This window comes from Biformimicrobium ophioploci, assembly GCF_030270605.1.
In the GTDB taxonomy this organism is placed as follows: Bacteria; Pseudomonadota; Gammaproteobacteria; order Pseudomonadales; family Cellvibrionaceae; genus Biformimicrobium; species Biformimicrobium ophioploci.
In genome coordinates, this window is sequence record NZ_BSYJ01000002.1 from 218,235 (window position 1) to 238,384 (window position 20,150).

20 protein-coding genes are annotated in these 20,150 nt (G+C 57.0%); 13 read left to right on the top strand and 7 right to left on the bottom strand.

Annotated features, from left to right (window positions below; translation table 11 throughout):
- The first annotated feature begins 148 nt into the window (after positions 1–148).
- The 5 genes from hemA (at position 149) to QSJ80_RS04430 (ending at position 5,838) form a co-directional block, all read left to right on the top strand.
- Entirely contained in the window at positions 149–1,408 is a 1,260-nt protein-coding gene (gene hemA, locus QSJ80_RS04410) for a glutamyl-tRNA reductase (RefSeq protein ID WP_285763090.1), read from the top strand.
- A gap of 121 nt (positions 1,409–1,529) precedes the next feature.
- Entirely contained in the window at positions 1,530–2,621 is a 1,092-nt protein-coding gene (gene prfA / locus QSJ80_RS04415) for a peptide chain release factor 1 (RefSeq protein ID WP_285763091.1), read from the top strand.
- Positions 2,622–2,630: 9 nt separating this feature from the next.
- Positions 2,631–3,497: a peptide chain release factor N(5)-glutamine methyltransferase gene (prmC, locus tag QSJ80_RS04420; protein WP_285763092.1), complete on the top strand. Its 867-nt coding sequence runs from the start codon at positions 2,631–2,633 to the stop codon at positions 3,495–3,497.
- Positions 3,498–3,616: 119 nt separating this feature from the next.
- Entirely contained in the window at positions 3,617–4,723 is a 1,107-nt protein-coding gene (locus QSJ80_RS04425; protein WP_285763093.1) for a YjgN family protein, read from the top strand.
- Positions 4,723–5,838: a M48 family metallopeptidase gene (locus QSJ80_RS04430; protein ID WP_285763094.1), complete on the top strand. Its 1,116-nt coding sequence runs from the start codon at positions 4,723–4,725 to the stop codon at positions 5,836–5,838. The genes QSJ80_RS04425 and QSJ80_RS04430 overlap by 1 nt, the downstream gene beginning before the upstream one ends.
- 32 nt (positions 5,839–5,870) lie before the next feature.
- Here the strand turns inward: QSJ80_RS04430 and QSJ80_RS04435 are convergent, their stop codons facing one another.
- Positions 5,871–6,086: a helix-turn-helix transcriptional regulator gene (locus tag QSJ80_RS04435; RefSeq protein WP_434219165.1), complete on the bottom strand. Its 216-nt coding sequence runs from the start codon at positions 6,084–6,086 to the stop codon at positions 5,871–5,873.
- Positions 6,080–6,568, bottom strand: a complete 489-nt coding sequence (locus tag QSJ80_RS04440) for a hypothetical protein (protein WP_285763095.1) — start codon at positions 6,566–6,568, stop codon at positions 6,080–6,082. The genes QSJ80_RS04435 and QSJ80_RS04440 overlap by 7 nt, the downstream gene beginning before the upstream one ends.
- A gap of 564 nt (positions 6,569–7,132) precedes the next feature.
- Between QSJ80_RS04440 and QSJ80_RS04445 the strand changes: the two genes are divergently transcribed.
- The 5 genes from QSJ80_RS04445 to QSJ80_RS04465 all read left to right on the top strand — a co-directional run bounded on the left by QSJ80_RS04445 (position 7,133) and on the right by QSJ80_RS04465 (position 10,291).
- Positions 7,133–7,798: an REP-associated tyrosine transposase gene (locus QSJ80_RS04445; RefSeq protein ID WP_285763097.1), complete on the top strand. Its 666-nt coding sequence runs from the start codon at positions 7,133–7,135 to the stop codon at positions 7,796–7,798.
- Positions 7,799–7,941: 143 nt separating this feature from the next.
- The gene (locus QSJ80_RS04450) at positions 7,942–8,187 is read left to right on the top strand and encodes a type II toxin-antitoxin system CcdA family antitoxin (RefSeq protein WP_285763098.1); all 246 of its coding nucleotides are present in this window, start codon (positions 7,942–7,944) and stop codon (positions 8,185–8,187) included.
- A complete protein-coding gene (locus tag QSJ80_RS04455; protein WP_285763099.1) occupies positions 8,187–8,504 on the top strand; it encodes a CcdB family protein in 318 nt (105 codons plus the stop codon). Before QSJ80_RS04450 ends, QSJ80_RS04455 begins: the two co-directional genes overlap by 1 nt.
- Before the next feature lie 167 nt (positions 8,505–8,671).
- The gene (locus QSJ80_RS04460) at positions 8,672–9,694 is read left to right on the top strand and encodes a T6SS phospholipase effector Tle1-like catalytic domain-containing protein (protein ID WP_285763100.1); all 1,023 of its coding nucleotides are present in this window, start codon (positions 8,672–8,674) and stop codon (positions 9,692–9,694) included.
- Positions 9,695–9,874: 180 nt separating this feature from the next.
- Positions 9,875–10,291, top strand: a complete 417-nt coding sequence (locus tag QSJ80_RS04465) for an ester cyclase (protein WP_285763102.1) — start codon at positions 9,875–9,877, stop codon at positions 10,289–10,291.
- Between the two features lie 76 nt (positions 10,292–10,367).
- Here QSJ80_RS04465 and QSJ80_RS04470 read toward each other — a convergent pair whose 3' ends face one another.
- The 4 genes from QSJ80_RS04470 to QSJ80_RS04485 all read right to left on the bottom strand — a co-directional run bounded on the left by QSJ80_RS04470 (position 10,368) and on the right by QSJ80_RS04485 (position 13,194).
- Entirely contained in the window at positions 10,368–10,811 is a 444-nt protein-coding gene (locus tag QSJ80_RS04470; RefSeq protein WP_285763103.1) for an NfeD family protein, read from the bottom strand.
- Between the two features lie 11 nt (positions 10,812–10,822).
- Positions 10,823–11,740 (bottom strand): SPFH domain-containing protein, encoded by a 918-nt coding sequence (locus QSJ80_RS04475; RefSeq protein WP_285763104.1) that lies wholly within the window; start codon positions 11,738–11,740, stop codon positions 10,823–10,825.
- 228 nt (positions 11,741–11,968) lie between these two features.
- Positions 11,969–12,226 carry a hypothetical protein gene (locus QSJ80_RS04480; protein ID WP_285763105.1) on the bottom strand — a complete coding sequence of 86 codons (258 nt, stop codon included), beginning with the start codon at positions 12,224–12,226 and terminating at the stop codon, positions 11,969–11,971.
- A 230-nt stretch (positions 12,227–12,456) separates the two neighbouring features.
- On the bottom strand, positions 12,457–13,194 hold the full coding sequence (locus tag QSJ80_RS04485) for an O-antigen ligase family protein (RefSeq protein WP_285763107.1): 738 nt from the start codon (positions 13,192–13,194) through the stop codon (positions 12,457–12,459).
- Positions 13,195–13,696: 502 nt separating this feature from the next.
- On the opposite strand from QSJ80_RS04485, the gene galU reads away from it, so the two are divergent.
- From galU to QSJ80_RS04500, 3 genes are all read left to right on the top strand, one after another.
- Positions 13,697–14,608 carry a UTP--glucose-1-phosphate uridylyltransferase GalU gene (gene galU, locus QSJ80_RS04490; protein WP_285763108.1) on the top strand — a complete coding sequence of 304 codons (912 nt, stop codon included), beginning with the start codon at positions 13,697–13,699 and terminating at the stop codon, positions 14,606–14,608.
- A 205-nt stretch (positions 14,609–14,813) separates the two neighbouring features.
- Positions 14,814–16,277 carry a mannose-1-phosphate guanylyltransferase/mannose-6-phosphate isomerase gene (locus QSJ80_RS04495; RefSeq protein ID WP_285763109.1) on the top strand — a complete coding sequence of 488 codons (1,464 nt, stop codon included), beginning with the start codon at positions 14,814–14,816 and terminating at the stop codon, positions 16,275–16,277.
- A gap of 355 nt (positions 16,278–16,632) precedes the next feature.
- Positions 16,633–16,953, top strand: a complete 321-nt coding sequence (locus tag QSJ80_RS04500; protein ID WP_285763110.1) for a hypothetical protein — start codon at positions 16,633–16,635, stop codon at positions 16,951–16,953.
- 42 nt (positions 16,954–16,995) lie between these two features.
- On the opposite strand, the gene QSJ80_RS04505 is transcribed toward QSJ80_RS04500, so the two are convergent.
- Positions 16,996–20,082 carry a hypothetical protein gene (locus tag QSJ80_RS04505; protein WP_285763111.1) on the bottom strand — a complete coding sequence of 1,029 codons (3,087 nt, stop codon included), beginning with the start codon at positions 20,080–20,082 and terminating at the stop codon, positions 16,996–16,998.
- Positions 20,083–20,150: the final 68 nt, after the last annotated feature.

Sequence of the window (20,150 nt, forward strand, 5' to 3'; positions counted from 1 at the left end):
GGCGTGTTAGCCCCCCCGCTGGCGGCGCCGCACACCGCTCCTGAAGGGCCCGTGGCCGATGAATCACCGCCGGACTTGCAGTAAACGGGTTTGCCTCGGACAATATGCGGCCGAAAAACCCGCCAGATGCAGTTGAGATCCGGAACCTATGCCATTACTCGCCCTGGGTATTAACCACAATACCGCGCCTGTCCAGGTCCGCGAGCGCGTGGCGTTTGCCCCGGAATCCATGGCGGCCGCGCTGGTGGAGGCCCGCAGCGTGGTGGGTTGCGGCGAAATGGCGATTCTCTCCACCTGTAACCGCAGCGAGATCTACGCCGATTCTGACTCGATAGACGCGGTGCTGGGTTGGCTGTCGCGCCACCACAAGATCCCGGAGCAGGAACTGCGCGCCTGCTGCTATGCGCATATGGGCGCGGACTCAGTCCGGCATATGATGACCGTGGCCTGTGGGCTCGACTCGCTGGTGCTGGGTGAACCCCAGATCCTCGGCCAGATGAAGTCCGCCTATACCGTGGCGCGGGAGGCCGGCACCGTCGGCTCCATCCTGCACAGCGCGTTCCAGCAGGTATTCTCCGTGGCCAAGCGGGTGCGCACCGAAACCGCTATTGGCGAAAACCCGGTTTCCGTCGCCTATGCGGCGGTGTCGCTGGCATCGCGTATCTTCAGCGACCTGCACGACCAGACTGCGCTGCTGATCGGTGCCGGTGAAACCGTGGAGCTGGTGGCGCGTCACCTGGTGGAGCAGGGCGTCAAGCGCATTTATGTGGCCAACCGCACGCTGCGCCGCGCAGAGGAACTGGCGGAAAGCTTCGGTGCCGAGGCCATCCTGCTGGCGGATATCCCGGAGCACCTGGCGGAGGCGGATATCGTCATCAGCTCCACTGCCAGCCAGCTGCCGATCCTCGGCAAGGGCGCGGTGGAATCCGCGCTGCGCACGCGCAAGCACCGGCCTATGTTTATGGTCGATATCGCGGTGCCGCGGGATATCGAAGCCGAAGTGGCGGAGCTGGACGACGTCTACCTCTATACCGTGGACGACCTGCGCAGCGTCATCGACGAGGGCATGCGCTCGCGCGAGGAAGCGGCGGAGAAAGCCCGCGGCCTGATTGTCGAGGCCACCGACGACTTCATGCGCGAGTTCCGCGCGCTGGACGGCGTCGACACCATCCGCTCGTTCCGCGAAATGGCGGCAAAGACCCGCGACGATGAAATGGCGCGTGCCCTGACGCAATTGCAATCCGGCGGCGAGCCGGAAAAAGTGCTGCAGGCGCTGGCCCGCAGCTTGACCAACAAACTGATTCACGCGCCCACGGTCAGCATCAAGCAGGCCAGCGCGGACGGCGATCTGGAGCGCATCCAGTTACTGCGCGAACTGCTCGGCCTGGTGCCGGACGGCAAGCAGTAACAAGCAGTAACAAGCAATAAAGAGACGCATCGTAAGCGCATCGCCCGGAAAATTTTTTGTCTGCAGCGCGCAGGCATCGGCCGGAAAATGAGATTCGGCCTAACAGGAATTGAAAGCTCGCATGAAAGCATCCCTACTGGAAAAACTGGACAACCTGGTCGAACGCCACGAAGAAGTGGGCGCACTGCTGGGGGACCCGGAAATCATCGGCGACCAGAACAAGTTCCGCGACCTGTCGCGCGAGTATGCCGAGCTTGAAGACGTGGTGAAATGCTACGGCGATTACAAGCAGATGCAGGAAGACATCGAAGCTGCGCGTGAGATGATGAAGGAGTCGGACCCGGAGATGCGCGAGATGGCGCAGGAAGAACTCGACGAGGCCGAGTCCCGCCGCGAGCCACTGGAAAAGCAGCTGCAGACTCTGCTGCTGCCGCGCGACCCGAATGACCATAAAAACGTGCATCTGGAAATCCGTGCGGGTACCGGCGGTGACGAAGCCGCAATTTTCTCCGGCGACCTGTTCCGTATGTACTCGCGCTATGCAGAGAAGCAGGGCTGGCGTATCGAGATCCTGAGTGAGAGCCTGGGCGAGCACGGCGGCTACAAGGAAATCATCACCCGCGTGGTGGGCGACAATGTCTATGCCAGACTGAAATTCGAGTCCGGCGCGCACCGTGTGCAGCGCGTGCCGGAGACGGAATCCCAGGGGCGTATCCACACCTCCGCCTGTACCGTGGCGGTAATGCCGGAAGCGGATGAGGTGGAAGAGGTCGATATCAATAAGAGCGACCTGAAGATCGATACCTTCCGCGCGTCCGGCGCCGGTGGTCAGCACGTCAACAAGACCGACTCCGCGATCCGCATTACCCACCTGCCCACCGGCATTGTGGTGGAGTGCCAGGACGAACGCTCGCAGCACAAGAACAAGGCCAAGGCCATGGCCCGCCTCGCCACCAAGCTCAAGTTCGAGCAGGAGTCCGCCGCCGCGCAGGAAATTTCCGATTCGCGCCGCAACCTGGTGGGCAGTGGCGACCGTTCCGAGCGCATTCGCACCTACAACTACCCGCAGGGCCGCGTGACCGACCACCGCATCGGCCTCACCCTGTACAAGCTCGACGAGGTCATGCAGGGCGCACTGAACGAAGTGATCCAGCCACTGCTGACCGAGCACCAGACCGACCAGCTCGCCGCGCTGGGCATGGCCGGCAGTTAAGGCCCTCCAGTGACCACGGTAAAGGCAGCACTCCAGCGCGCATCGGAACTGCAGGACAGTGACAGTGCGCGGCTGGACACCGAGCTGCTGCTCGCCTTTGTGCTGGGCAAGGACCGCACCTGGCTCTACACCTGGCCGGAAAAAATACTTACCGATGAACAGGCCGCGCAGTTTGCGCAGCTGCTGGAACGGCGCAAGGCCGGCGAACCGGTGGCGCACCTCACCGGCAGACGCGAATTCTGGACCCTCAATTTACACGTCGACCCCAACACCCTGATCCCGCGCCCGGATACCGAACTGATGGTGGAAATTGCACTGGAACTGCCGCTGCCCGAACGCGCGCAGGTGCTGGACCTCGGCACCGGTACCGGTGCCATCGCGCTCGCCATCGCCAGTGAAATGCCCGGGTGGCAGGTTACTGCGGTGGACCGGGTGGAAGCGGCAGTGCAGCTGGCAGAGCGCAATCGCGCGGAGCACGGCATCGGCAATGCCCGTGTGCTGGTGAGTGACTGGTACGAGCAACTCGCCGGTCAGAAATATGATTTAATAGTCTCCAATCCACCCTACATCGCCGGTGATGACCCGCACCTGGAACAGGGCGATGTACGCTTTGAACCGTCGTCCGCGCTGGTGGCGGACGACGAGGGCCTGGCGGATATCCGCAAGATTGCCGAGGGAGCGCAGGCGCATCTCGTTCCCGGCGGTTGGCTGATGGTCGAGCATGGCTGGCAGCAGGCCGAAGCCGTGCGGCAGGTGTTTTCCGAATATGGCTTCGGCAGTATCGAGAGCAGGAAGGATCTTGCCGGCTGGGAAAGGGTGACCTTGGGATTGCTGGGGTCAGAGCCAAGACGTATGGGGTCAGAGCGCAAGCTCTGACCCCGAAAGTCGAGTCAAGATTATTGGGGTCAGAGCGTTAGCTCTGACCCCTTCGGGTCAAATTGCTGGGGTCAGAGCGTTAGCTCTGACCCCATATATCATAAAAACAAGGAGTTCCCGTGCAAGACCACGCCGTAACCCCGGATGCCGAAACGCAATCCGATTCAAAACCGCAGCGCAATGCCCACGGTTTCAAATTCACCGGCGATGGTGCCGAATATTTCCGTATCTGGATCGTCAATATCGTACTGACCGTGCTCACGCTCGGCATTTACAGTGCCTGGGCCAAGGTACGCAACAAGCGCTACTTCTACGGCAACACCCACCTGATGGGTGAGACGTTTGAGTACACCGCGCAGCCACTGCAGATACTGAAGGGTCGCCTGATTGCCGCGGCCATCGTGATCCCGCTGCTGATCTGGGGTGCGTTCAACCCGATCGTGCAGATCGTAATGGGTATCGCGTTCTTCTTCCTGTTCCCCTGGATTGCCGTCAAGTCATTGCAGTTCAATGCACACTATTCCAACTATCGCGGTGTGCCTTTTTCTTTCCAGGGCAGCTACGGCAGCGCCATTGGCGCATTCATCGGTTGGCCGATCCTGGGTATTCTGACTTTCGGGCTGTTGTACCCGTTTGCCTTCTACAAGCAGCAGGCATTCAAGTTCGGCGGCCATGGTTATGGCCGCAGCCGCATGAAGTTCGAGGCGACCGCCGGTGACTACTACAAGCTGGCACTGATCCTGATTGGTTTATTTGTTCTGGGCATTCTGGCGTTCCTAGCCATTTCTGCCGTACTCGGCGCCGTTGGTGCGATGATCGTTGGTGCAGCGGATGCCAACCAGGATGCGGCGGCCGGCGGCCTGGCATCACTCGGTATAGGCATCTACCTGCTCTCGCTCGTCGCTTACTTCGCGTACTTCGCCTATGCAGCGGTCTACAACGCCAACCTTGCACAGAACAACGTATTGCTGCGCAAGCACGGCTTTATCTCCCGCTGGGAGTTTTTCTCCTACTTCAAACTGCTGCTGGTCAATACTGTTTTGATCGTGCTGACCCTGGGCCTGTTTTATCCCTGGGCCAAGGTCCGCACGGCGCGCTACAAGGCGGAGCACCTGCTGTTTGTCCAGCACGGTGAGCTGGATACCTTTATCGCAGAAGAGAAAGAGAAAGTGGCGGCGTTCGGTCAGGAGATGGGCGACGTCATGGACCTGGAGATCGCGATCTAATGCAGGCAATAGCGGGTACTTTCAAGGACGGCAAGATTTCCCGCGGGTGCGCAGCGGAGCTGCGCGCCACCCCATCTGCACGGCTGGAAGTCTACGCAGCGGAAGGTGGTGTGCAGGCCGAACGGCTGGCAGCGGCACCACTGGACGAGGTGCAAATTTCTTCGCGCCTCGGCAGTACGCCGCGGCACCTGACCTTCCCCGATGGGGAAATCATGACCGTTACCGACAACGACGCGCTGGATGCCATGCTGCATGCACTGGCGCCGTCGAAGACGCGCGGCCTGGTGCACTTCCTGGAGTCGCATTGGTTGGCAGTGGCTACGAGTGTATTGATTACCATCGTGCTCGCGTTTTTCGGTGTGCGTGACGGGGTGCCGGCCAGTGCCGAGTTCCTCGCCCATAAGTTGCCGCAGTCCGCCATGGATACCACGGCCGAAGCCACCATGAAGCTGCTGGATTCCCGCTTTGTCGGCCCGACCAAGTTGAGCGACGCACGCCAGCAGACATTGCACGCGCGCTTTACGCCGGTGCTGCAACAGTTCCCGGACATGCAGTTGCGTGTACTGTTCCGCGATGGTCAGGCCATGGGCGCCAATGCATTTGCGCTGCCGGACGGCACTCTGGTCTTTACCGACCAGATCGTGGAAGCAGCAGAAACCGATGAGGAGCTGGTGGCGGTACTGGCCCATGAAATCGGCCACGTTGCACACCGGCACAGCATGCGTTCGGTGATCCAGGATTCCATGCTGGTGACGGCCTATACCCTGATGCTGGGCGATGCGTCCGGTACGGCGGAAATCTTCCTCGGCCTGCCGATTGTTCTGACGGAAATGCATTACTCGCGCGGCTTCGAGGAAGAGGCGGACCAGTTCGCACTCGACTGGATGCAGGCCAATGCGATGAATCCACAGCACTTTGTCGAAATGATGAATCGCATTGCCGGTGACAGCTGTGTCAGGGTCGCTGGCAAGTCGAGCCGCAAGCTCGGTAATGCGGAGAACGGCAATGAGGTTGACCCGGAAAGCTGTGACAGTGGCTTGAGTAAATACTTCTCAACCCATCCGCCCACGCATGAGCGCCTGGAAAAGTTTATGGGGTCAGAACCTAAGTTCTGACCCCATGAGTTATCGAGCTCTGACCCCATAAATCACCCCAGCTCATAGAAAAAAACCTCGCCAATCGGCACCTGAAACACCAGCGCAATCCGAAAAGCCAGGTCCAGGCTGGGCGAGTACCGGTTGGCTTCCAGCGCAGAAATCGTCTGCCGCGTAACAGAAACCGCGCTCGCCAGTTCCGCCTGAGTCATCTCTCCTGCCTGTGCGCGAAGCTCCCGCACTCGGTTGTGAATACTGCCCTTTACCACGCGCCAATACCCCGTCGATACAGATACAACTGCACAAGCGCCCGCGCCACACTGGCAATAAGCAGAGCGAGAATCAGGACATTGGCGACTGTGGTGCCCGCGACCATGCCATCGGCCTTGCCAAGCAGGGCGGCCACAGGCGTAGCATTGCTGAACAGCAGGACACAGACACCGATGATGCAGGCGATCAGCAGGTAGTAGGCCACCCGGTTGGCGATGGCGTCGATCCGGTAGTCGCGTTCGTCCCTGAGTTCCGCTTCACTGGTCAGGGCAATCACGGTGGCCAGCACCGATGCCACAATCACGATCATTACCACCAGGCCAATCAAACCGCGAATATACGTGGCCAGGTCCTCCGGCCCGGAAACCGGTGCAGCTGCGAGCAGCTCCACGTAGTAAGCCGCCGCCAGAAGCGTTACCAGCAACTCTGCCCAGATATTCTTTTCCCTTGTCGCGATTTCCCGCCAGAGAGTTGTCAGCAAGATCCACCTCCGATGTACCAATGTAAAAAATACCCGACATATAAAAGCATGCTCCAATTAACATGTAAACTATTTCTTACATGGTCGAATTTGTGGGGTCAGAGCCTTTCTCCGATATTTGGGGTCAGAGCGAAAGCTCTGACCCCTTAAGTCAATTTATGGGGTCAGAGCCTTTCTCCGATATTCGGGGTCAGAGCGAAAGCTCTGACCCCTCAAGTCAATTTATGGGGTCAGAACCTAAGTTCTGACCCCAACAATCTCCAAAGCTCTGACCCCACAAATTTCATTTAAAAAACTAATCTCCCAATTGCCTGTAAATATGCAATCAATCACGCGCCACTTTCTGCAAAAAACACCCAAACGATAGTTTCAATCGTTCCTATCTTATTGTGCTGGCGCCATCGACGTTGCTAGGATGCGCCCGCCTCACAGGGAGAGCTCAACGGCAAACGGATTTGCTGTGAATCGTCAAGAAAAGGATTTCTTGCGCTCCCCGCGAAATCAACGGGATCAAACCCGTTGATTTCGTGAGGCACCTATTCTGCTTTCAAGGAGGAAACGCCCATGGCAAGGACGCCGAGGCTTTACCTACCGGGCTGTGCGCAGCATGTCATCCAGCGTGGCAACAACCGGCAAGCCTGTCTTCACAACGCGACAGACTTCAGGGCCTATCTGTCATTTCTGAAAGATGCGGCCGCGAAGCATCACGTCGCCATTCATGCATTCGTGCTGATGACCAATCACGTCCACCTGCTGGTGACGCCGGAAGGCGAGAAAAGCGTGAGCCGCATGATGCAGGACCTGGGGCGTCGATACGTCCAGCATTTCAATTACAGCCATAACCGCACTGGCACACTTTGGGAAGGTCGGTATAAATCCGCACTGGTGGATTCTGAAAATTACCTGCTGAAGGTCTATCGCTATATCGAAATGAATCCGGTGCGGGCTGGCATTGTCAGCAACGCAGCCAATTATCCGTGGTCAAGTTATCAAGGCAACGCGCTGGGCAAGCCGATCCGGATGCTGACCCCGCATCTTGAGTACCTGCGATTGGGTAAGGCCGGAGAAGACCGGCAAGGTGCCTACCGCGCGTTGTTTATCGGGCGGATGCCGGCGCATGAACTGGCCACGATCCGCGAGGCGTGCAACAAGGGCGGGGCGCTGGGCGATGAGCATTTTCTGGCGCGTGCCGGGGTCAGAGCGGCCGGACTAGTGGGGTCAGAGCGCTAGCTTTGTCCCCATAAATCAGATTCCCGGGGTCAGAGCTTTGGCTCTGACCCCATTAATCTCAAAGCTCTGACCCCATTGATCCCCCCGAAAATCGGGCCTACCATACTAATGCGCATATGAATGCGCATTCCACGGAGCCCATCATGCAACAGCTTTTCGATACAAATGCCCCCAAAAAGGCGACCAATTTGAGCATTAACAGCGACTTACTGGTAAAGGCTCGCTCCCAGCATATAAACCTCTCCGCCACGCTCGAGAAGGCCCTTGTGGATGAATTGGCCAAAATTGAGGCCGAGAAGTGGAAGCAGGAACACAAGGCGGGTATCGAGGCGTATAACGATTTTGTCGAAGAGAATGGCTGTTTTGGTGATGAGTTCCGGAGCTTCTGATGGCGCAGTTTGATGTCTATCGGAACCCGAGCAGCAGGACGCGGCAGATGTATCCGTTGCTCGTCGACATCCAGCACGACTACCTGTCAGATATCGCCACCAGGATTGTGATTCCGCTTGGCCGTGCGGAATATTTTCGCGGAGAAGGGCTGGGCAAGCTGACGCCAGCGATTGAATATGAAAACGAGTCGCTGTTTATTCTGATTCCGCAAATTGCCTCCATGGAGAGCGCCAAGTTGAATGCACCGATTGGCTCTCTTTCTCACCTGCGCAGCGAGATATTGGGCGCACTGGATTTCGCGATTTCCGGAATCTAGATAAATGGACGAATGGGGTCAGAGCTTTGGCTCTGACCCCTTAAATCAAAACTACGGGGGTCAGAGCGCTAGCTCTGACCCCACCAGTCGATTGGCTCTGACCCCTTAAATCAAAACTACGGGGGTCAGAGCACTGGCTCTGACCCCATAAATCCCATCAATCAATAATGGATAATAAAAACCCAATGACCCTGACCCCACTAGTCCGGCGCTTGATGATCTTCCTGGATGGCACCTGGAACGACTCCGCGGACCAGACCAACGTCTACCGCTTTGCGCGCTCGGTGCACGATTGGGACGGTTCTATTGAGCAAAAGACCTATTACGATCCGGGCGTGGGCACCGAGTGGGGCGTGCTGCGCAAGTTTGTCGGCGGCGTCAGCGGCTACGGTACCACCGGCAATATATTGCAGGCCTACGAATGGCTGGCGAACAACTATCGTGCGGGCGATGAAGTTTGGGTGTTTGGCTTCAGCCGCGGTGCCTATGCGGCGCGCAGCCTGGTGGGCATGATCCGCAAGTGCGGCCTGCTGGATATCGTCACTGACAAACTCCTCGAGCGCGTCTCCGAGCAATACACGGACCAGGTCGCGGAGCCTAAGCTAAAGGCGTTTCGTGAAAAGCACAGTAGTGAAATCGATATTCACTTTCTGGGTGTGTGGGACACCGTCGGCGCGCTGGGTATTCCCGGGATGCCGGCGCTGTCTGAGCACGGTTTGTTTTCATGGCACGACACCAGTCTCTGGCATCGGGTAAAGCATGCCTACCATGCAGTGGCGTTGGATGAACACAGAGAGGCGTACAAGGCATGTCTCTGGACAGGTGAAGCCACGACGGGCCAGCAGGTAGAGCAGTGCTGGTTCAGCGGCGCGCACGCCAATGTGGGTGGTGGTTATCCCGATGACCCGCTTGCAGATATCGCACTGCGCTGGATGCAGGATAAGGCGGTGGCCGCAGGGCTGAAGCTGAACCTGTGCGAGCCGGCGGAAGACGCCTACCTCGCACCCGTCACGGATTCGTATGAAGAGTTTCTGGGTGGGGTTTACGCGTTGACGCAGGGCGATGAGGGGCGTTATAAGCGCCCGCGCTATGTCTCAGAGAGTGGGGACAAGTACCTGAATGTACGGGTGCATGACTCGGTACTTAAGCGATCGATGGAAGGGGTCAGAGCGTCAGCTCTGACCCCTTAAGTTAGTATCTCCGGGGTCAGAGTCTCGGCTCTGACCCCTTCAGTTAGGATCTCCGGGGTCAGAGCTATTGGATTAATGGGGTCAGAGCCAAAGCTCTGACCCCAGCATCCTGGTTGACGCCAAAATCTTCTTGTGTATTAATTTGCATGCGAATGCAAAGATAAACGATAAGGAGAGTTTATGACCGCGATCAAAGATATTGCGAAGCGCTTTTTCGAGGCATGTGAAACCGGTAAGGGCTGGGATCAATGCCAGTCAGACTGTCACCCGGATGCAACGTTTTCCGCGCAGTCTGGCGCGCTCGGCGGAATTGAAACGCTGAAGGATTATACCGAGTGGATGAAGGGCTTGTTGACTCTGCTGGTCGATGGAAACTACGAGCTGCACTCATTCGCAGCAGACGACGACAGCAAGTCTGTAACGGCATTCGCAACTTTCCGTGGTACGCACACCGGCGAAGGTGGCCCGGTTGCACCCACCGGCAAGAGTGCTGAAGCGGAATATGTCTACGTGATGAAGTTTGATGGCGACAAGATTCGTCACATGACGAAAGTCTGGAACGACGGCATCACCCTGGAGCAGCTGGGCTGGGCCTGATGGGGTCAGAGCCTTGGCTCTGACCCCTTAGGTCAAATGCCCGGGGTCAGAGCCTCGGCTCTGACCCCATTAATCCTCAAACCTTCCGGATCTTAAGCCGCTCCGCCTCACGCCCCTCAACCAGCACATCATCCCCTTCCTGCCAGCCATCTGCCTGGTTGGCGATGGGCCAGAAGGTATCGCCGATCTGTACTACAAGGCCGGCGTTGGCCAGCACGACCTTGCCGCGCTTGCCCACCTGCTGCGACACGCGATCGTGCAGGCCGTGGTGGTCTTCCTGGCGGAAGGTGAACTCGCGGAAGAAGCGGAAGTAGGCGATGGTAAACACAATGGAGAGCGAGGCAAAAGTACTCACCTGTGCCTGCCAGCTGAGGTCCATCAGTGCACCGGCAAGGCCGGTCACAAACGCCGCCGCCGCCGCGCCAATCAGAAAACCGGAAAAGCCCAGCATCTCCGCAATCAGGAACAGCACCGCCAGGCTCAGCCAGTGCCATGGGGTCAGGTTGGTGACAAAGTCCATGCTCAGCTCCCTTAGCTCTTAACGGCCTTGTGTGCGGCCTGGGTGAGCTCGCGGATGCCCTCGATGGAGCCGATCACATTGCTTGCTTCCAGCGGCATCAGGATCACCTTGCTGTTGTCCGCAGAGGCAATACCTTCCAGTGCGCCAACGTACTTCTGCGCAACAAAGTAATTGATCGCCTGCGGATCACCTTCGGCAATCGCTTTGGAGACCACCGCCGTCGCCTTCGCTTCTGCCAGCGCTTCCCGCTCACGCGCTTCCGCTTCCAGGAACGCGGCCTGACGCTGACCCTCGGCCCGCAGGATCTCTGCCTGCTTCTCACCTTCGGCCACCTGAATGTCAGACTGGCGCTGGCCCTCGGCCGCGAGGATGGTCGCACGCTTGTCGCGCTCGGCCTTCATCTGACGTGCCATGGCGTCCACCAGATCCTGCGGCGGGGCGATATCACGGATCTCCACGCGGGTTACCTTCACGCCCCACGGGTTAGTGGCTTCGTCCACCTTCTTCAGCAGTTCGCCGTTGATGCGGTCGCGGTTGGACAGCATCTCATCCAGCGCCATGGAACCCAGCACCGCACGGATATTGGTCATCACCAGGTTCTGCATTGCGCGCGGCAGGTCGTTTACTTCATAGGAAGCGCGCACCGGGTCCAGCACCTGGAAGAAGCACACCGCATCGGTGGTCACCATGGCGTTATCGGAACTGATCACTTCCTGCGGCTGGATATCCAGCACCTGCTCCATCATGTTCTGCTTGCGGCCGATCTGGTCGATAAACGGCACGATAAAGTGCAGGCCCGGCTGCAGGGTGCGGGTGTACTTGCCGAAGCGCTCCACCGTCCAGTTAAAACCCTGATTCACGGACTTGATGCCCATGTAAATGATGACGGCGGCAAACAGTAGAAAGACAAGTACGGTTGCGTCGATCATGAAACTCTCCCCAAAATGATTTATGGGGTCAGAGCGTCAGCTCTGACCCCTTTTTTTTATTTATACGAGGGGTCAGAACTTTGGTTCTGACCCCATTAATCCTATGTCTGGGTTCTGAGCACTGGCTCTGACCCTTTTCATTCGTTAGCGGGAGATTTGGCGGGTTTCTGGCTGGAAAGTCAAGGTGCGGTCAGAGCGTTGGCTCTGACCGCACTTATTCCGATCAGGTCACTCTTCCTGGGAACTATCATCCCCCTCCTGCTTGCTGAGATCCTCTTCCTTTTCACTCCGCTCTTGCTTGGCTTTTTTTGCTTTTTCAGCGACGAGTTCCTTGAGTCTTTGCTGTGATTCAGAGGTGTGCCCTTTGAGAAGTGGGCGCTGCTTGGCGGCTTCTTCTTTCAGGTTTGGTGGGGCTTTATCGGCCTGAGCGTAAGTCGTAGCGCTAAAAGCAACTAAGAATATGAGAGCAATGGTTTTCTTGAGCACGGCAAGTTCCCTCCTTGGGTAGAGGGAAATATCTTAGGTTCTGTCGATGCCAGTGATCGTGCGCTGCCGCACATTTTTTGTACGGCGAAATAACATTTGCTATAGGGGGGGCTCAGGGGGTAGAGCTTTCGCTCTGATCCAATCTGTCACCGATTCTATTTATGGGGTCAGAACTTTGGTTCTGACCCCATAAATCTAACTACCCAAGCCAACCCCAAGCACAACATAAATTACACCGTCGTCGCCGGCGCCTGCAGGTGAAAATCCGTCAGCAGCATAATCAGCTCGGCCAATATCGCCATCGCCGCCGCAAACCCCATGCCCTGCAACAAACTGTTGCGCCGCGTGCGCAGCGCCACCAGTGCATGCCAGAGGCTCCACAGCACCAGCACACCAAGTAACAGCGTCATGGGCAGACCGAACTCAAGGGCAAACTGCAGGTAGTCATTGTGGGCAAAGTCGTAATAGCCAGTTACATCCGGGCCATTCACGCTCTGATAAGAAGAATAGAAAGTGCCATTACCGGTACCGGCCAGCGGGTGCTGCCTGATCAGCTCCTGGCCGTATTGCACCACTTCATCGCGGGTTTCCTGGGTGAGGGCGGTTTCCTCCAGCTGGGTCTTCACCTTCTCCAGCCCAAAACAGCTGCTCACAATCATCAGGTCAATCACCAGCAGGCTCGCCAGCAACACCGTCAGGCTGCGGCTCTTGTGCCGCATGATCAGCAGGCCCAGCAGGCCCAGCACACCCACAATCGTCAGGCTCGCAATCAGCAGGCCGATGCCAATGCACAGGCATGGCGCCAGGAAATTACCAAAGTGGTTCTTGTACACAAAACCGCCGGTGGCGATGCGCGAATTCGGCATGCCCAGTATCCAGCTCGTGTCGGAGCCAGACAGCGCCTGCGGCACCCCGTAAAACGCCTGGAAAGTACCGGCGATCACAATGGCGAGGGCAAGCGTTTTCACGCGCTGGGTCGAACCCAACAGTGTCAATGTCAGATTCAGGAAGGGCGCGATAACTGATCTCCCAGATACGCTCGCGCGAGCATGGCCCGGGTCAATGGGTAGGCTTGTGAAGGTAACGTCCGTGTTGACGCTTAGCCAGAATGCTACTGTGGTCGGCACCACTGCCCCGCAAAGCCGCGGCACGTTTCACGTCATTTTCCTGCCACGGAATTACACTGGATTACATACATACGAAACAATCGGCGCTGGCGCCTAAGTGGTCGCTAACATGCAGCGAAATTGCAGTTGCACGGGCGCCCGCTTTTCCATAAATTGTGATGCCAGTCACATGGAGCGGGTGGTCGTTCAAAACTTGATCCATGTGCGCACAAAACAGTCAGATTGACGCCGCGACTTTGGCACTAAGGGGTGCGCCAACATCGCGGTGTTTGTGTTTAGGGTTGGCCTGTCGCTTGCAGTGTTACTCCAGAGACGAAAAAAGCTCCAATAAGGAACTAATAAGATGAACAAGGTAAAGAAAGCCGTTATCCCGGTCGCGGGCCTGGGTACCCGCATGCTCCCCGCCACCAAGGCCATCCCCAAGGAAATGCTGCCCATCGTAGACAAGCCGTTGATCCAGTACGTGGTCAATGAAGCGGTCGCGGCCGGCATCAAGGAAATCGTACTGGTGACCCACGCCAGTAAGAACGCCATTGAAAACCACTTCGACACCTCCTATGAGCTGGAGTCCCAGCTGGACAAGCGCCAGAAGCGCCAGCTGCTGGATGAGGTGCGCGGCATTGTACCCAAGGATGTGACCGTGATCTCCGTACGCCAAGCCGAGGCCAAGGGCCTGGGCCACGCTATCAGCTGTGCGCGCCCGATTGTGGGAGATAACCCCTTTGCAGTTTTGCTGCCGGATGTCCTCATCGACCAATACGCTTCCAATCCGCAGGCTAACAACCTGGCGGCCATGGTGCGCAACTTCGAAGGTACGCAGCGCTCCCAGATCATGGTGGAAGCCGTGAAGTGGGCCGATGTCAGCAAATACGGCGTGGTGGACTGCCTGGGCGCAGACCTGCAAGTGGGCGACGTAGCCAAGATCGACGGCATGGTGGAAAAGCCGGAAGTGGACGCCGCCCCTTCTAATATGGCGGTAGTGGGCCGCTACGTACTGCCGGCGCAGATCTGGAACCTGCTGGAGCAGACCCAGCCGGGTGCCGGTGGCGAGATTCAGCTGACCGATGCCATCGATGCGCTGCTCAAGTCGCAGATTGTGGAAGCCTACCGCATTGTTGGCCACAGCCATGACTGCGGGAATAAGCTGGGTTATATGAAGGCGCAACTGGCGTATGCACTGAACCATAAAGAAATCGGTGCAGATCTGCAAAAGGTACTTGCCGGTTCTAAACTGGCTGAAACAGAGCTAGCGTAATTGCGTCATGATTCAGTCCGTCGTAGGCGGGATACATATTTGTGGAATACTTTTGACGGTGGGTAGGGCTTTGTTTTTTTAAGGCCCGATAATTCTAGCTGTATGCTTCACTAACGGTCCATGCTTCCGCTTTTTTTGTTGCGTCGCCTATGATGGCTTCTTTTGTTTGGTAAACCTCTAATTAATCTTAGTGGGTAATTCCCAGATGCTTCAACCCGTAATAATGGCCGGCGGATCCGGCTCGCGCCTGTGGCCACTGTCCCGCCAGTTGCACCCGAAACAGTTCCTCCCCCTTGCAGGAGAGCAATCCATGCTGCAGGAAACCTGCGCGCGTCTGGCGGGCATTGAGCATGCCGCACCGCTGCTGATTTGTGGTGAAGACCACCGCTTTACCGTGGCGGAGCAGCTGCGCCTGGGCGGCTTTGCTTCTGGTGGAATCCTGCTGGAGCCGGCTGGCCGTAATACCGCGCCGGCAGTGGCACTGGCTGCGATGCATGCAGTGAGCGCTGCAGCTCAGGGAGTAGACGGGCAGGACCTGCTGCTGATCTTGGCGGCGGACCACGTGATCAACGATGTGAAAGCGTTTCAAAAAGCAGTTGGAGCTGCCGCGCCGCTTGCTTCCGACGGCAAATTGGTAACCTTCGGCATTGTGCCGGCTGGCCCGGAAACCGGCTACGGTTATATCCGCCGCTCTTATGATGATGAGTTTGGTGGTGTGGCCTATGCAATTGCAGAGTTTGTCGAAAAGCCGAATCAGGAGCTGGCAGAGGAGTATTTGCGTACTGGCGGAGGATCCCTCAGCGGTGCGCCCAGCGCACACCCTGAATGGTACTGGAACAGCGGTATGTTCCTGATCAAGGCCAGCCGCTACTTGGATGAGCTGAAGTCGTTTCGCCCCGATATCTACGCAGCCTGTGAGCAGGCCATGGGTGGTGCCACCGTGGATGCAGATTTCATCCGTCCACAAAAAGATGCGTTCCTGGCTTGCCCGGACGATTCCATCGACTACGCCGTGATGGAAAAAACCCGGGATGCGGTGGTGGTACCCATGGATTGCGGCTGGAGCGACGTGGGCTCTTGGTCTGCACTGTGGGAAGTCTCCGAGCAGTGTGAGGACGGCAACCGCCTGGAAGGCGACGTGATCGCACACGATACCACCAATACCTATGTGCATGCCGGCAGCAAGCTGGTGGCCACCGTTGGCCTTGATGACATGGTGGTGGTGGATACCCCGGATGCCATTCTGGTGGCGAAGAAAGAGCGGGTGCAGGACGTCAAGAAAATCGTGGAGCAGCTCAAGCACGATGAGCGTCCGGAAGCGGTCAATCACCGCCAGGTGTATCGCCCCTGGGGTTCTTATGACTCCATCGATATGGGCGAGCGCTTCCAGGTCAAGCGTATTGTGGTCAATCCCGGTGCGCAGCTGAGCCTGCAGATGCACCATCACCGTGCGGAGCACTGGATTGTGGTATCCGGTACCGCCATGGTCACCTGTGGTGAAAAGGAATACATGGTGACGGAAAACCAGTCTACCTATATCCCGCTGGGTGAGGTGCACCGTCTCAAGAACCCGGGCAAGGTGCCTCTGGAGATGATTGAAGTGCAGTCTGGCTCTTACTTAGGCGAAGACGATATTGTGCGCTTCGAGGATATGTATTCGCGCGATTGAAAGTCTGGGGATGCAGTTGCTCCGTATCGAGAGGCTTTGGAGCTGCTTCGCAGGCCAGTCTATCAATATTGGTTTTTGAATATTTGGCTTCCCGCCTATTAAAATGGACTATCGCGCCATTAATAACGTATGGTTGCGTAGCGTTGTGTAATTAACGTCTCCTCAGTTGGTTCCTTAGTAATAGGCAGTGCATTTTTGTGCGCATGTCGGTGCATTTTTGTGGACTAGTTCAAACTCTCCACGTGGGCTGGCAAAATGGGCCTCGCCCACCTGCAGGTGCTGCGGGTAGAGAACCACATGAAGGCCTGGCAAACCCTAGGCGAAGTACGCTCCCCCCCGCGACCTGCGCGATGCGATGCAAGCCATCGAACGCGCCAACCGTCTGCATCCGGATAACCCCTACCAGCTCACCCTGCAGGGACGCCTGCACGAGTGGCGTGCCATCGACAACCCCTTCGGTGCGGAAGCGGATAATCGTGAAGCGCTGAAAATCTACAAGCAGGCCATCGCGCTACGCCCAATGTGGCCGGAAACCAGGGCGGATGCGATTCGCCTCAAGGTGACGCTCGGTGAGCGGGATGCTGAGCTGGAGCATATGGTTGCGCAGGCGAAGAAGGCGGGGCCGTATAACGCTGCCGTTCAGTCCGCGATTGAACTGACGGGGTCAGAGCGCTAGCTCTGACCCCATATGTCCCGCTCTGACCCCTTACATCGCCCGCTAGCGGGTGCTATGCATACCCTGAGAGGTGCTGTAGCTCAGCTCGGTGTAGCCGTCATCTTCTACATCAATAAAGGAGAGCCCGCCCTTTGCTATGATGCCAAGAACTTCCGGAGAGCGAGAGATTTCCTTTCCTGTTATTGGGTCTAGGGTGTATAGCGTAGAGTGAGTATGGTAGCGGAGGTCCTCTGAGCGCGTTGCTACTACCAGGTTTTTGTTGTGGCTCCCGTAACCTTCTACAGCAAGCGCGGAAACTTCTCCCGGTGCTTCGTAGTGGGAGATCATCTCAAGGTCTTCGTTGAATACAAGAATCCAATAGCCGATGGCCGCTTCTGTCGCAACGGCTATTTCGAGGCTTCCATCACCATCCACATCGTCAACAACCATATCCAGGATGAGCATGCCCGGGAAATACTGCGCTTCATCGCCGACATCCGGAGAGTCGGCAAGGTCTGCGATTACCACGCTGCGTAGTACCTCTGCACCCGTGTCTCCCTGGCTGAGGGTGCGGATATCAAGCCGGGAGGCGACGATGTATTCGAGGCCCTCATTGTCTTCCACGTCCTGGATCGAAAAGCCCATCGGGAACACTTCTGTATCAAAACCACCGAGGATAGTTTGGTTAAACGCATCGAAGGCATATAGCTGGCCAGACTCAGAAATGACGGCAAAGTCCAGATAGGTGTCGTCATTTATAAACCCGTGGGCCATGGCTGCACCGTTGCTTGGTAAAGCCGGTGCCGGCCAGATAATCGAGTCTGTAACCAGGCTATAGCTACCAATGGTTTCCCCAAGGAAATAGAAGAACTCACTGAATCCGTCCTGATCGATGTCTGCGACTCTGGTGCCAATTTGTATCCCGCGCCCCTCATCGAGTGTGCCATTCCAGGAAATTGCCCCCGTGTTGGGGTCTAATTGCACGCCTCTGTAGGGGCCTAAGGGGCTGAGTTGATCCGTGGCTTCGGTAAAGAAAAGCAACCTTTTCGTGCCATCCCCGGTAATAACCTGTTCGCCACCCGAGAATGTGGCGTTTTCCTTGATCGCTAATGGGGTTTCCCATTCTTGCATCGCTGGGTCAGCAAAGCTCACCACATAAAACTTCTCGCCCCAGCCTGCCGACCAGGCAATCTCAACCTCTCCATCGTTGTCGATGTCCGCAAATAGAGGATTGGCGCGCTCCCGTCCGGTGGCAAACTCGCTCCAGTTGACAATGAGTTCACTGCCTAAGTCTGTTGAGAGTGAAATGGACTTTAAGCTCATGTCCCAGTCCGAAAGTGCGAGGATTTCTTTGCCGGCACCCGTGTCCAGGTCTTCGATGGTAAAGTCGTCAATGTAAAGCACATCGTCCGCTACGATAAGGCTCTTTTCGGTCGGGCTGAATACTCGCAGGCGGTAGTCATTGACCGCGACCAGTTCGTCTACACCATCGGCGTCCAGGTCACCGGCTTCTAATAGCTCTCCGAACCCCGCTCCGTAGGCCCACAGGTTCCTGTATTCACCATCTGCATAGCCATAGAGATAGCCGCCACTCAATGCGATCTCCGGTGAAGGATCGTTGTCGAATTGCCCGATTGCTAGTGAATTGCCGAGCTTCAGGCTCGGGGAGCGCCATTCCGTTTCAAGTGTAGTGGCATCGAGGATGGCGAGATGTTTCTCGTCAAATGCATTATGCCCGTAGACAAGTGCGGCAAATTCAATTTTACCATCGCCGTCGAAGTCGCCGGACCCTATTGCGTCGACCGCTTTGCCATCCATTACGACGCGTCTGGAGATTTCCCGGGTCTCCGCATCAATAACGATCAACTCGCCCTTGGAGGTGTCTCTGTATCGGCCGGTACCGATAATGAAGTCGACCTGGGTGTTATCACTGTTGGATGCTGTGTGGAGCGAGAGAATCCAGTCTCCATTTTGTGTGAGGCCGAAAGGATACAGCCAGGATTGTTCATAGTCAGTGCCGTTGTAGACAAGCGTATACAGGCGTTGTTTGCCATCGCTAGCAAGAATCTCGTTTTCGCCATCAAGATTGAAGTCCCCGGCTATCATCATGTCGGGGTGATCTTGCGTGGGCGTAACTACCCCTGTTCGGCTAATTGGGGGCCTGCGTTGTTGATCAACTACACGGATGGTACCTGATACGGCTTCGGAAGCACCCGCCTGATCAACCGCCAGTGCCCAGGAGAAACCTGTTTCCCGGCGAAAAAGAGGGCTGCGGGGGTGCCAGGTAACGACGCCGCTGTTGTCGATGGTCATGCCGTTTGGACGAGCCAAGAATCGGTACTCGAACGGGTCATTATCGGGATCGTTTACATCTACCGAAAAACTGGCGGTGGTACCAAACGCGAGAGAGTCAGGCGCCCCGGAAACAGTAACTTCGGGTGGGGTGTCAGCTATGGTGACTGAAAGTGAAGCTGTCGCGTCATCAGTACCGTCAGATGCGATGACCGTAACGGTGACGTTATCGTCTTTCTCGAAATGCTCCGGTCCGAGCCTGTCAGTATCTGCGCCGGGAACAGGGGATTCATTGACACTCCATGAATAGCGCGTATCCAGGGCGTCTCCGTCGTTGTCGGCAACCGTTGCCGTTACCGTGATCTGGTCTGCCGTCTTTGGTGTGGAGGGTGAAAATATCAGCTCGGCAATCGTCGGCGCAGAGTTGGCAATCGTTACGGAAAGTGAGGCGCTTGTCTGGTCGGTGCCATCAGAAGCAGTGACCGTAACAGTGACATTATCGCCTTTCTTGAAATACTCCGGTCCGAGGCTGTCAGTATCTGCACCGGAAACAGGGATGTCATTGACGCTCCATGAATAACGCGTATCCAGAGAGTCTCCGTCACTGTCGGCAACAGTGGCTGTTACCGCGATCTGGTCTGTGGTTTTCGGCGTGGCTGGAGAAAATGACAGCCCGGAAACCGTCGGTGCAGAATTTGATGAGGCGTTGCTGTTCGCGGTCTTGTCTGAGGATCCGCTGCCGCCCCCGCCACCACAAGCAGCGAGTGCGAGAGTCAGGGGCAGAATGAAAAAACGTGGGAGGTTGAGATTTCGGGTCGAGCTCAAATATGGGACGAAGGCAGGTGATCTTTCATGCATGGTTTGACTTCCACTGTCAGTTTATTTTTTTCTTACAGGATGTTGTCAATTGGGTAAATACACGACAA

What these genes read in the sequence shown, in the direction of transcription:
- hemA (WP_285763090.1), top strand. Translation starts at nt 149, where the DNA reads ATGCCATTACTCGCCCTGGGTATTAACCACAATACCGCGCCTGTCCAG.
- prfA (WP_285763091.1), top strand. Translation starts at nt 1,530, where the DNA reads ATGAAAGCATCCCTACTGGAAAAACTGGACAACCTGGTCGAACGCCAC.
- QSJ80_RS04430 (WP_285763094.1), top strand. Translation starts at nt 4,723, where the DNA reads ATGCAGGCAATAGCGGGTACTTTCAAGGACGGCAAGATTTCCCGCGGG.
- QSJ80_RS04445 (WP_285763097.1), top strand. Translation starts at nt 7,133, where the DNA reads ATGGCAAGGACGCCGAGGCTTTACCTACCGGGCTGTGCGCAGCATGTC.
- QSJ80_RS04450 (WP_285763098.1), top strand. Translation starts at nt 7,942, where the DNA reads ATGCAACAGCTTTTCGATACAAATGCCCCCAAAAAGGCGACCAATTTG.
- QSJ80_RS04455 (WP_285763099.1), top strand. Translation starts at nt 8,187, where the DNA reads ATGGCGCAGTTTGATGTCTATCGGAACCCGAGCAGCAGGACGCGGCAG.
- QSJ80_RS04460 (WP_285763100.1), top strand. Translation starts at nt 8,672, where the DNA reads ATGGATAATAAAAACCCAATGACCCTGACCCCACTAGTCCGGCGCTTG.
- QSJ80_RS04465 (WP_285763102.1), top strand. Translation starts at nt 9,875, where the DNA reads ATGACCGCGATCAAAGATATTGCGAAGCGCTTTTTCGAGGCATGTGAA.
- QSJ80_RS04470 (WP_285763103.1), bottom strand. Translation starts at nt 10,811, where the DNA reads ATGGACTTTGTCACCAACCTGACCCCATGGCACTGGCTGAGCCTGGCG.
- QSJ80_RS04475 (WP_285763104.1), bottom strand. Translation starts at nt 11,740, where the DNA reads ATGATCGACGCAACCGTACTTGTCTTTCTACTGTTTGCCGCCGTCATC.
- galU (WP_285763108.1), top strand. Translation starts at nt 13,697, where the DNA reads ATGAACAAGGTAAAGAAAGCCGTTATCCCGGTCGCGGGCCTGGGTACC.
- QSJ80_RS04495 (WP_285763109.1), top strand. Translation starts at nt 14,814, where the DNA reads ATGCTTCAACCCGTAATAATGGCCGGCGGATCCGGCTCGCGCCTGTGG.
- QSJ80_RS04500 (WP_285763110.1), top strand. Translation starts at nt 16,633, where the DNA reads ATGCAAGCCATCGAACGCGCCAACCGTCTGCATCCGGATAACCCCTAC.
- QSJ80_RS04505 (WP_285763111.1), bottom strand. Translation starts at nt 20,082, where the DNA reads ATGCATGAAAGATCACCTGCCTTCGTCCCATATTTGAGCTCGACCCGA.